Source organism: Gemmatimonadaceae bacterium, from assembly GCA_019637445.1.
Lineage (GTDB): Bacteria > Gemmatimonadota > Gemmatimonadetes > Gemmatimonadales > Gemmatimonadaceae > Pseudogemmatithrix.
The window spans coordinates 565195-576780 of record JAHBVS010000001.1 but is presented as its reverse complement, the minus strand read 5'-3'; the positions used below and the strand labels follow the sequence as shown (position 1 = coordinate 576780).

Annotated in this window: 13 protein-coding genes; all 13 read left to right on the top strand. The window is 70.5% G+C overall.

The window, feature by feature from the left end:
• The first annotated feature begins 14 nt into the window (after window positions 1–14).
• Window positions 15–347: a hypothetical protein gene (locus KF709_02710; GenBank protein ID MBX3173291.1), complete on the top strand. Its 333-nt coding sequence runs from the start codon at window positions 15–17 to the stop codon at window positions 345–347.
• A complete protein-coding gene (locus KF709_02705) occupies window positions 344–1792 on the top strand; it encodes a hypothetical protein (GenBank protein MBX3173290.1) in 1449 nt (482 codons plus the stop codon). Before KF709_02710 ends, KF709_02705 begins: the two co-directional genes overlap by 4 nt.
• Window positions 1789–2061, top strand: a complete 273-nt coding sequence (locus KF709_02700; GenBank protein ID MBX3173289.1) for a hypothetical protein — start codon at window positions 1789–1791, stop codon at window positions 2059–2061. The genes KF709_02705 and KF709_02700 overlap by 4 nt, the downstream gene beginning before the upstream one ends.
• A 340-nt stretch (window positions 2062–2401) precedes the next feature.
• Window positions 2402–2860 (top strand): hypothetical protein, encoded by a 459-nt coding sequence (locus KF709_02695; protein ID MBX3173288.1) that lies wholly within the window; start codon window positions 2402–2404, stop codon window positions 2858–2860.
• Entirely contained in the window at window positions 2860–3645 is a 786-nt protein-coding gene (locus KF709_02690; protein MBX3173287.1) for a hypothetical protein, read from the top strand. Before KF709_02695 ends, KF709_02690 begins: the two co-directional genes overlap by 1 nt.
• Before the next feature lie 207 nt (window positions 3646–3852).
• The gene (locus KF709_02685) at window positions 3853–4005 is read left to right on the top strand and encodes a hypothetical protein (GenBank protein MBX3173286.1); all 153 of its coding nucleotides are present in this window, start codon (window positions 3853–3855) and stop codon (window positions 4003–4005) included.
• A gap of 157 nt (window positions 4006–4162) precedes the next feature.
• A complete protein-coding gene (locus KF709_02680) occupies window positions 4163–4906 on the top strand; it encodes a hypothetical protein (GenBank protein ID MBX3173285.1) in 744 nt (247 codons plus the stop codon).
• The gene (locus KF709_02675; protein ID MBX3173284.1) at window positions 4884–6857 is read left to right on the top strand and encodes a phage terminase large subunit family protein; all 1974 of its coding nucleotides are present in this window, start codon (window positions 4884–4886) and stop codon (window positions 6855–6857) included. The genes KF709_02680 and KF709_02675 overlap by 23 nt, the downstream gene beginning before the upstream one ends.
• Entirely contained in the window at window positions 6854–7192 is a 339-nt protein-coding gene (locus KF709_02670) for a hypothetical protein (GenBank protein MBX3173283.1), read from the top strand. Before KF709_02675 ends, KF709_02670 begins: the two co-directional genes overlap by 4 nt.
• A 154-nt stretch (window positions 7193–7346) precedes the next feature.
• On the top strand, window positions 7347–7562 hold the full coding sequence (locus KF709_02665) for a hypothetical protein (protein ID MBX3173282.1): 216 nt from the start codon (window positions 7347–7349) through the stop codon (window positions 7560–7562).
• Window positions 7559–9274 (top strand): phage portal protein, encoded by a 1716-nt coding sequence (locus KF709_02660; protein ID MBX3173281.1) that lies wholly within the window; start codon window positions 7559–7561, stop codon window positions 9272–9274. The genes KF709_02665 and KF709_02660 overlap by 4 nt, the downstream gene beginning before the upstream one ends.
• Window positions 9271–10848: a S49 family peptidase gene (locus tag KF709_02655; GenBank protein MBX3173280.1), complete on the top strand. Its 1578-nt coding sequence runs from the start codon at window positions 9271–9273 to the stop codon at window positions 10846–10848. Before KF709_02660 ends, KF709_02655 begins: the two co-directional genes overlap by 4 nt.
• Before the next feature lie 56 nt (window positions 10849–10904).
• Window positions 10905–11552: a head decoration protein gene (locus KF709_02650; protein MBX3173279.1), complete on the top strand. Its 648-nt coding sequence runs from the start codon at window positions 10905–10907 to the stop codon at window positions 11550–11552.
• Window positions 11553–11586 lie beyond the last annotated feature (34 nt).

Sequence of the window (11586 nt, the reverse complement as noted above, 5' to 3'; positions counted from 1 at the left end):
GTTGACCGTGAAACATGAGGCAGCGCCGGAACGACGGGACCTGTTCCCGCTGCCAGGGGCCGCGCGATCGCGAGGGCCAGCGCTACTGCCGCGCGTGCCACGCCGCGTACATGCGCGCGAACCGGCCGAAGGACGCTGAGCTCTCCGACGAGGCGCGTCGCCGGGTTCGGGCGCGGCGGCATGCGGGGGTCGCGCTCGCCCGCGGCCAACTCCTGGAGCAGCCGTGCGAGACGCCAGGCTGTGAGCGCACCCCCGAGATGCACCACGACGACTACAACCAGCCGCTGCAGGTCCGCTGGCTCTGCCGGCCCTGCCACCAGGCGTTGCACGAGGCCCTCGACGCATGACCACGCAACCCATCACGTTCGAGATCGCACCCAAGGAGAAGCCCTTCCTCGTCAGCGACGACGCCGAGCGCGCGGTGCTGGCAGCCGTGCTCATGGCCGGCGCCGAGGACAAGCACCGCACGGGTACGGCGATCGCCACGGTACTGCAGCCGCAGATGTTCGGCCGCGGCAGCCATCGGCTCCTGTTCGAGGCGATGGAGCAGCTGCGCCACGCCGGCGTCGTGGTGGATCCACTCACGCTCGCGAACCAGCTGACGGCCAACGGCACGCTCGCCGCGGCCGGCGGCAAGGAGTACATCGGCCCGCTCTACGACGAGCTGCCCACGCACGAGCACGCGATGGCGCACGCCCGGATCGTGCGCGAGTACTACCGCCGGCGCGAGCTGCGGGCCATGGCCGTGCAGATGCAGCGCATGGCGCAGGACGAGACGGTCGCGATCGACGACCTGTTCGCCTGGGCGAGCCGCTCGCTGTCGCCGTTGGCGGCCGGCGAGGGTGAGCAGGGGTTCCGGCGCATCAAGGAGGGCCTCTGGGCGGCCATGGAGCGTGTCGAGCAGCGGCACAACGGCACGGCCGTCGCGTTGGTGGCCACGGGCCTGCCAGAGCTCGACGACAAGCTCAATGGCGGCCTTGAGCGCGGCGAGCTGGTCGTCGTGTCCGGCGTGCCCAGCTGCGGGAAGACCACGCTCGTGTGGAACCTGCTGCGCGACCTCACGCTGTCGGGCCTCGGCGCCGTCGGCTTCGTGTCGGCGGAGATGACCGAGGGGATGCTCCTCGAGAGTGCGCTGGCGGCCGAGGGCGAGGTGGCGCGGGCGCACCTCAAGAGCGGCAAGATCACGGCCGAGGAGATGGGCCGCCTGGCGGCCGCGGCAGGCCGGCTGCTCAACCAGGCGATTTACGTCGACGACACGGTGATGCCGGACATCGAGGACGTGGTGAACCGCTGCCGGCTGCTCAAGGCGCGGGAGCCCGGGCTCATCGCGATCGGCGTCGACTTCCTGCAGCTCCTGCAGTCGCGCGAGGCGGAGCGCGGGGAGCTGGGCGAGGCGAAGCTGCGGCGCATCGCCTACCGGCTCAAGGCGGTGGCGCTCGAGCTCAACGTCGTGGTGATCGCCCTGGCGCAGCCGAACGACAAGCAGATCGAGGACCGGCCGGACAAGCGGCCGCAGCTGCGCGACATCCAGGGCTCGTCGGGCATCCGGCAGGCGGCCGACCACACGTGGCTGCTCTACCGCGACATCATGTACAACCCGAGCGCACCGGACACGATCGAGATCAACCTGGCCAAGCAGAAGTCCGGCGCGGTCGGCACGGTCACGCTGGACTGGGACGGCCCGCGCCTTCGCGTGGTGTCGCCGCGGCTGAGGAAGCTCGCGATCGAGGCACAGCGGGAGCGGGACAAGCAGCCGGAGCTGCTGCCACCACCCAGCGGAGGTGCTGCGTGAGCCCGCGTCGACCGCCCAAGCCTTACCGACCAGTCAACGTAGCGCGCGCGAAAGCGCTTTACGCGGCTGGCTGGTCGACCACGCAGATCGGTGTGCGCCTCGGCAACGACCATTCGAGCATCGTGCGGGCGCTCCGACGGCACGGCGTTGTTCTCAGGGGCCGCGGCGCCAACCCCAGGCCTTCGCGCATCCCGGCTGCCCGCGCCGCCGAGACGCTGCGCGAGTACTGCGTCGAGATCGAGCGGCGGAACCCGCCGGGGGGTGTCTGATGGCGGCCTTTGCGATCTTTCACGCACCGGACCCGCGCGACCCCAGGGCGCGCGTGGAGATCACGTGCTCGGAGTGCGGCGCCAGCGTCGACGAGGACGAGTGCGAACGCTGCGGTGGCGAGGGCGTGGACGGCCACGACTGCGGCGAGGATTCGTGCTGCTGCCTCGACCCCGACGAGAACGTGACGTGCGACTCGTGTGAGGGCTATGGATTCCATCTGCGCTGCTCCGGCGGATGCGGCTACATCTCGCCGAGCCACCTGGTGGAACCGCCGTGTGCGCGTCAGACCGGGCGCCCTGCGCTCGGATTCCGACGCGGACCGCCATCCCGGGAGGCCACGTGACGACCGTCAACGGCATACAGGTCGGCCCGAACTCGCCGGCGATCGGCCTGCGCGGCTGTCGCTCGGAGGACGCCGAAGGGCGGCAGTGCGACGACTTCATCGCGCGCCTCGCCGGCGTCGAGGGCGTCGTTCAGTTCAGCCAGGCGCAGGCGGCGCAGCAGACGCGCGGGATCCCGGACCGCCGCTATCGCCTGCTGGGCTTCACCCTGTGGTACGAGGTAAAGGCGGAGGATGGGAAGCTGACGCCGAGCCAGCACAAGTTCCTGACGGCCGAGCTGCAGCACGGCGAGCTCGCGGCCTGCGGCACGCTCGAGGACCTGCAGGAGCTGGTGCATCTGCTCAACCGGCCGGCGGATGCCGTCATGCGCACGGCGCTGGCGCACTGCACGGCGCTCGTGGGGCGTTGGGCCGAGAAGGGCTACCGGCGGGAGAAACCCATGCGACGGAGGCGGTGATGCAGCTCGACATCCGCACCAACGTACAGGAGCTCATCAAGGACTTCGGCACGATGCAGCAGAAGCAGCTGCCCTATGCCGTGAAGTGGATGCTGCGGGCGCTGGAGAAGGACATCGCCCAGGCTACTGAGAACCGCATCCAGCAGAAGTTCAGTGCGTCGGCGCAGGGGCTGCGCTGGCTGCAGCGCCACGTGAAGATCCTGAACCCCGGATCTCGCCTAGGGCGGGCCACGCTGGGGCAGGGACGCACGGGGCACGAGCATGGCTTCGTGGCCATCATCCCACCGGGAGGCGCCAAGCTGGCGGGCTGGGACCGCTATCGCGGCTCGCTGGTCGCCATGATGGAGCAGGGCGGACCGACGCCGGGCCCGAAGCGCTTTGGTGGACGCGCGAGCGGACCGCTGAGCGACCTCGGGCGCTTTCCTGTCCCGGTGCGCCGGCCCGGCACGCCGTCGCCGTTCCCCAGGCGGCTGTACCCGATCAACCTCGGCCTCTCGGCGCGCACAGGCATCAGCACGCGCGTCGTGGGCGGAGGGCTGAAGGGCAAGCACCGGACCTTCCTCGTGCCCATCACGAACAGCCCGGGGCACTCGATGGTGCTGCAGCGATTCGGTCGGGCCAAGGACGACACGATGCCGCTCTTCTGGGTGCAGCGCGACACGCGGCTGCCGGCGCGACACTTCTTCTTCCCGACGGCGGACCTGGTCGTGCGCACGCGCCTCGTCTTGCACTTCGAGCGCGCGATGCAGCAGGCGCTCTTCGGTCGCGGGGCGTACAAAGCATGACGGCCACACGCGATATTGCCGAGGTCATTGGCTTGCGGCACACGACTCAGAGAGGAGGCGATAATGGGCAGGTCGGTGAAGCTGGTAAGTGTAGGGGACGGCGGGCCGGCAGGTGTCGATCCGTGCTGCGGAAACTGCAGGCACGGCACGGCTGCGTCGTTAGGGCGCATAAGCGACGCTCGAGGGGAGTTGTTCCCGTTGCGCTGCGTGCTCGCCGATCTGGTGGGCGAGTCAGAAGCCGAGAAGAGCCCGGGCGTCCTCGCTGGGCGAATGTGCGTGACCATCGACGGCAGCGACTTCTTCGGCGAGCTGTGGGTGCGGCCGGAGTTCGGCTGCATCAACTGGGAGCCGAAGATCTAGCTCGCTCCGGCCACTGTGCACATCCAACTCGGCAGGTCGTGCCGGTGTTGGGTCCTTTGACAGTGCCCTCGGACGCGGGGTCCGACGACCGCGACTTTCACGTGGGTGCGAAAATTTCTGACGGCCATTTCCGTTTCAGCAATCGGGGCGGAGGCGCGTGGCCCTTGAGCTGAGCGCGGCCGACTTTGCCGCCGCCATCGGCGTGAAGCCCGACGCGCTCCCCGCGCTCGAGCGCGCCGGCCTGCCGTTCGTCTCGAAGAAGAAGAGCCACGTGTACCCGCTGCAGAAGGCGATCACGTGGTTCGTCGAGTACCGCGTCACCACCAACGTGGGCGCGGTGCCGCCGCGGCTCAAGCAAAAGGAGCTGGCCGACTTGGTCGGCTACACGCCGCGGCAGATCTCAAACCTGAGCGACGAGGGCAAGCTCAACACGGTCGTCGAGGGCGGCCGCCGCTACTACGTAATGCCCGACTGCGTGCACCAGGTGATCGCGCACCGCGAGCAGCAGGCGCGACCCAAGAGCGGCGACAAGATGACGGCGCTCGAGGAGGCGACGCTGCGCGAGAAGCTGGCCAAGGCCGAGGCGGCGGAGTTCGACCTGCAGGAGCGCCGCGGCGAGCTGCTCGATCGCGTGCTCGTGGCGCGCGCGATCGCCGACCTGCTGCAGGCGCTGAAGGGCCAGCTCGTGCAATTCGCCCCGCGATACGAGGCCGACCTGGTCGGGCTCGACTCGCGCCTCAAGGTGCGCGAGATCCTGAAGCCGGCGGTCAACGCCGAGATCGTGCGCCTGCAGGCCGCGGCCGCGCAGGTCGCGCGCCGGATCCAGACGATAGAGGCGAGCGAGGATCCCGACGACGCCGAGGGCGAGGAGGAGGGCGATGGCCTTCGTCACGCATCCTGAGGCGCGGCGGAAGTTCGGGCTCGACCTCGAGGGCTCGGCCGCGCGGATCCTGCAGCCACCACCGGAGCTGAAGCTCAGCGAGTGGGCGGAGCAGAACCGGATCCTCGGCCCGAGCACGGGCTCGACGGAACAGGGCCCCTATCGACTCTCGCGCGTGCCGTACCTGCGCGAGATCCTCGAGGAGTTCTCGAATCCAGAGGTCCGCGAGATGGTGATCCTGAAGTCGGCGCGCCTGGGCGTGACCGACGGGCTCATCAACAACGCCGTGGGCTACTGCATCGACCTGGATCCGGGCAACATCCTCGCGCTGTGGCCGACGAAGGAGGACGCGCAGGAGTGGTCGAAGGAGACGCTGCCCGAGCTCTTCGAGCTGACGACGTGCCTCCGCGGGAAGGTCGCCGATACCGAGTCCCGGAACAGCGACAACACGATCCTGCACAAGCGCTTCGCGGGCGGCTGGCTCTCGGCGATCGGCTCCAACAGCCCGCGCGCGCTGCGCCGGCGCACGGCGCGCTACGTCTTCGTCGACGAGTACGACGCGCTCGACGAGAAGCAGTCGACGCAGGAGGGCGACGTCGGGCGGCGTGCGGCGCGCCGCGCCGATACCAACCCAAGCGCGAAGATCATCTTCACTGGCAGCCCGCGCGGCCGGAAGAGCCGGATCATCCGCGACTATCTGAGCTCGGACCAGCGCGAGTACTTCGTCCCCTGTCCGCACTGCCGGCACCTGCAGCCGCTCACGTGGGACCGGGTGCAGTGGGAGAAGGAGAAGGATCCGAAGACCGGCAAGACGGTGCGGCACTTTCCCGAGACCGCGCACTACCTCTGCCGCAGCTGCGAGCAGCCGATCCGCGAGGGCCGCGAGAAGCGCGACATGATCACGGCCGGCGAGTGGGTCGCGAAGAACCCGGGCGCCTCGGTGCGTGGCTGGAAGATCACGACCGTCTACTCGCTCTTCGTCACCTGGGGAGCGCTCGCCGAGCAGCGCATCAAGGCCAAGCGCGCGCTCGAGGGCGGCGACGCACAGCTGATGATCGAGTTCTACCAGCAGGTCCTCGCCGAGTACTACGAGGCCACGCTCGACAAGCCGGACACCGCGGCGCTCTCGGCCCGGCGCGAGACCTACGCGGCACCGGTGCCCGCCGGCGTCGGCGTGCTCACGGCCGCCGTCGACGTGCAGGACGACCGCCTCGAGCTGCTCGTCAAGGGTTGGGGTGTTGGCCAGGAGTCGTGGGACATCGCGCACCACCGCATCTACGGCGATCCCGAGCAGCCCGACGTCTGGAAGCGGCTCGATCTCCTGCTCTTCAAGCCCTTCGCGCATGAGCTCGGTGCCGAGCTGAGGGTGCGCTGCACGTTCGTCGACTCCGGCTTCAAGGCCGAGACCGTCTACGCCTACACGCGCCGGCGCCGCTCGCTCGGTGTGTGGCCGGTCAAGGGCGAGCCGTCGAAGAAGGGGCGCCCGCTGATCGCGATGTCGAAGGCGGCCGCGGTGAAAGAGCGGCTCTGGCTCGTCGACGAGTCACGCCTGAAGGCGACGGTGCTTCGCCGCCTGAAGATCGAGCTGCCGCCAGGCGCGGTCGGCGCGGCCGGCTACGTCCATTTCCCGGGACCGCAGGATGATGGGCTCGATGACGACTATCTCGCGCAGTTCGAGAATGAGGTCGTCGTGCCGAAGGAGCTGCCCAGTGGCACCACGGTGCTGCAGTGGAAGGTGCTCGGGCCCAACGAGGCGATCGACCTGCAGAAGTACGCGCTCGCGGCCCTGCACGCGCTCGGTGATGCCGTGGTCAACAACCTCTCGCACTGGGTGGAGCGCGCCGCGGCCCAGGGGCGCGCGCGCGGCGGCCGCGCCCAGGCGAAGCGCGACGGCGCGCAGCAGGCCACCGACGAGCACTCCACGGCCACGCCACGCCGGCGCAGCCGCGTGCGGCACCGGGGGATCGAGTGACCCTCGGCCATCCGCTGGTGGATGCCGCGATCGCGGACCTGCGGCTCACGCCAGTCGATCTCAATGTTTTCCGTGTGCTGTGGTGCCAGCTGGACTTCGAGCACTTCACCGAGAAAAAAGCCGACGTGCTGGCACTGGAAGTAGGCTGCGACCGCAGCTATGCGAACGCTTCGCTGCGAAAAATGGTCGAGATCGGCTACGTCGAGCTGGGTGAGCGCTCCGCGAAAGGCGTTGGCACGTATCGACTTCCGCGACATGCACCTGCACGTGGGGATACTTTCACACGGTCTGCGATTTCACGCCGAGCGCGGCGTCAAGTTCGCGACTCTCTATAGTGGTGATTGCACCGCTCATCGCCTGAAAACAGGCGGAAAAAATTGCTGGTGGGGATAGATTCACCACATCCGATAACCAGAACCGTAGCGCCCAAACTATCCGCGCTTGCACCCTGCGCCTCGTGAACGAGCCCACCGCTCCACGAGGCGCTTTGTGTCGCTAGAGACCAAGCAGGCACAGCTCGCGTCGGTCCGCTCCGCGATCACCACGATCGAGGGCGGCGCGCAGGCCATCACGGTCCTCGGCCGCAACTACACGCGCGCCACGCTCAAGGACCTCTACGTGCGCGAGCGCGAGCTCGAGCGCGACATCGAGCGCCTGGAACGCGGCGGCTCCCGCATGCGGCTCGGGGTGCCGACCTCGAAATGAGCCGCGTCGCCCGCGTCCCCGGCTTCGAGCCGACCTCATTGGCACCACGTCGCGTGGCGCCGGCGGTCGGCTTCCTACGCGTGGGTGGCGGCTATGACGGCGCGCGCAGCGATCGGCGCGCGCTGCAGGACTGGAACGTCCTCGACGGCGGCCCGAACACGGACTCCCTCGGCGACCTGCCAAACCTCCGCGCGCGCTCGCTCGACCTCGAGCGCAATGCGCCCCTGGCTGCCGGCGCCTTCAACACGCAGCTGCGCGATGTGCTCGGCGACGGCCTGGTGCCGAAGCCGCGGCTCGACCGCGAGTACCTGGACCTCACGGCCGAGGAGGCGACGGCCTGGTCGCGACAGGCGATGCGGATCTGGTGGCAGCACGCCGGCTCCACGCGGCTCGACGTCGCTGGCCGCCTCCACTTCTCGGAGCTGCAGCGCCAGGCGCTGTTCGCGTCGCTTTCGGGCGGCGATGCGTTCGCGCTCTTCCGCTACCGCGTCGACGCCGGCGACCTGCTCGGCACCAAGGTGCAGGTGCTGGAGGCGAACCGCTGCTCGCAGCCCGTCGCGAAGATGGAGACCGAGCTCTTCCGCGAGGGCGTCGAGGTCAACGCCGACGGCGTGGTGCAGCGCTTCTGGATCTCGAACCGCCACCCGAACGAGCAGTGGCTCTCGCCCGGCGGCGTGATCACGTGGGAAGGTCTGCCCGCGCGTGACGCGTCGGGCTTCCCGCTCGTGCTGCAGCTCATCGACCAGAAGCGGCCCGGGCAGCTGCGCGGGATCCCCTATCTCGCGCCCGTCATCGAGACGCTCAAGAACCTCACGCGCTTCAGCGAGGCCGAGCTGATGGCGGCCGTCGTGAGCTCGATGTTCACCGTCTTCGTGAAGGGCGGCTTCGCCCCGGGGCTCGGCGAGCTCGACGACGAGGACCCGTCGCCGAAGGGCCAGATCAAGCTGGGCACCGGCGCGATCATCGACCTCGGCGCCGACGAGGACGTCGAGTTCGCGAACCCGGCGCGGCCGAACGCGCAGTTCGATCCGTTCTTCCTCGCGATGTGCCGGCAGCTCGGCGCCGCGCTGGAGATCCCGTACGAGCAGCTCGTCAACGCCTTCCAGGCCTCCTACTCGGCGAGCCGTGCCGCGCTGCTGAACGCGTGGCGCGCCGTGCGCACGCGCCGCAACTGGTTCGTGAACCAGTTCTGCCAGCCGGTCTACGCGCGCGTGATCCGCGAGGCGGTGGCGCGCGGCCTGCTGCAGGCGCCCGGCTTCTTCGACGACCCGCTCGCGCAGGCCGCCTGGCTGGGCTGCGAGTGGACCGGCCCGTCGATGCCGGAGATCGATCCGGTCAAGGCCGTCGTCGCCGCCTCGATGCGCGTGAAGGAGGGCTTCAGCACGCGCGAGCGCGAGTCGGCCGAGCTCACGAGCACGGACTACGACGAGAACTTCGAGCAGCGCGTCGCCGAGGAGGAGCGCCGCCGCGCCGCCGGGCTCGATGTCGAGGACGTCGCCGAGCGTGTGCGCACCGAGCCCGTCACGCCGGAGGCGCCGGCAAAGGACGGCGACGGCGACGAGGGCGACGAGGAGCTGCCGAAGGCTGGGCGCGCGCGGGTCCGGCGCGCCGCGCGCGACCCGCTGGCCCGCATCCGGGAGCAGGCCGCCGCGCAGGTCGTGGCGCGCGCCGTCGCCGACGCCCCTGACTCTGACCTGGAGACCGTCTCGTGAGCCGACGTCCCGCCCTTCGGGCCCTGCAGCTGCTGACCAGCACGCGCTGGGCGATCACGCGCGAGGCGCTCGAGCGCATGATGGCGATCGCCGAGCGCGACACGGACCAGATCGTCGCGGCGATTGATCGGCAGGCCACGGCGCCGCGCGCCGGCGAGGACGACGGCGAGGGCATCGACCTGTCCGCGCTCGTGCCGGCGCGCCGCTGGGCCCTGCTCGCGACGCCGGCGGCCGCACACCCGCTGAGCGAACGCCTCGGCGTGCGCGACGGCGTGGCGATCGTCAGCGCCGTGGGCCCGCTCTGCCGCTACGCGTCGTTCTTCCAGGAGCTGTGCGGGATGTCTAGCTACCAGCTCCTGGCCGAGGACTTCCGCATCGCCGTCGACGACCCGGGCGTCCGCGCGATCCTCGTGCACCTCGACTCGCCGGGCGGCGAGACGAACGGCTGCGCGGAGCTCGCGGCGCTCATCCATGCGCACCGCGGCACGAAGCCGATCGTCGCGATGGTCTCAGACGGCGCCGCCAGCGCCGCCTATTGGATCGCGGCCGCCTGCGACGAGATCGTCGTCACGCCGTCGGCCTACGTCGGCAGCATCGGCGTCTACTTCGAGATCGTCGACTGGAGCGCCGCCGAGGCCGAGTACGGCATGAAGCGCTGGCGGATCGTGAGCACACAGTCGCCCAACAAGGTGCCGGATCCCGCGGACGCCGCCGGCAAGGCCGTGCTGCAGCGCGAGGTCGACGAGTTCGCCGACGCCTTCCTCGCCGCGGTGGCCACCTACCGCGGCACCACCGCCGAGGAGCTGATCGCCGCCGGCGACGGCGGCGCCGTGTTCATCGGCCGCCACGCCGTCGCGCGTGGCCTGGCCGACCGCATGGGCACCACCGAGGACATCCTGGCCGAGCTCGCGACGCGCGCGGCAACGCCTTCCACCACGACCGCCGCAGCTGCGGCGGCTGCACCCAAGGAGACCGTCATGCCCCCGACACCCCCCAAGGCCGCCGGCACCGCGCGCGCGACCGACGAGAACAAGGACGACGAGGAGGCGCGGAAGCGCGCCGAGGAAGAGGAGAAGGAGAAGCAGCAGCGCGCCGAGGGCGAGCAGCCCGACGAGGACGAGGATGACGCGGAGGCCTCCGAGGAGGAGGACGACGAGATGGCCGAGGAGGACGACGAGGAGCAGGCCCGCAAGGCCGAGCGCGCGTTCGTGACGGCCAACGCCACCATGGTCGCGCGGATCCGTCGCCGGGCCCGCCGCGGCGCGCGCAAGGCGGAACGCGAGCGCGTGAAGGCCGTCATCGCTCTCGCGCCGAAGGCGATCGCGCCGGCGCTGCGCACAGCGCTCGAGTCCGGCCAGGCGGAGGGCGAGGCCGCGAAGGCCTTCCTTGCCGCCAGCCAGCAGACGGGCGCGCAGGCGCTCGCCGCGATGGCCGGCGCCGAGGCGACGATCACCGCGCCCACGCAGGGCGACGGCACGCCGACCGCCGAGAAGGACGGTGCGCCGACGATTGCGCTCCTGCAGGAGCACAGCCCGACGCAGCGCCGCGGCGCTGCCGCCGCGCGCCGCAACTGACCACACGCAGCACCGACTGACCGACCACCCCGCACACCCCTTCAGCGAGACCACCCATGGACACGTCCTTCAGTTCCGCCACCAGTCCGGCGCCCGACCGGCTCCTCGCCGGCGACTCCGAGCGTCCGACCACGCCGATCACCCTCATCGCGACCGAGAACCGGACGCGCGGTGCCGTCCTCGGCTGCGAGACGATCGGTGCCCTCACGCCCGCCGTGGTCACGGGTGACGTGAACGGCGCGCTCGGCGCTTGGACGCCTGGCAGCCGCACGCAGGTGGGCGCGTATCGCCTCGTCTGCATCGCCGAGTCGGCCAACGCCGGCACCTTCGCCGTCTACGCGCCCGACGGCTCGCGCCTGGCGGACCTCACGGTCGCCGTCCCGTACGTGAGCGACCACATCAACGGCACCGTCGGCGACGGCTCCGAGGACGCGGACATCGGTGACGTCATCACCATCACCGTCGCCGCCGGGAGCGGGAAGTACAAGCTCTCCGCCGCCGCGGCCGTCGACGGTTCGCAGGTGCCCGTCGGCATCCTCGCGATCGACACCGACGCGACGAGCGCGGAGCAGAAGACCTCGCTCTACCGCACCGGTGAGTTCAACGAGGCCGCGCTCACGCTCGGCACCGGCCACACCCTCGCCACCATCCGCGCCGCCCTCGAGGCCCGCGGGATCTTCCTCAAGCCCACCATCGCGGCCTAGCCGCCACCACCCCGGGGTGCGGGCAATCCGCCCG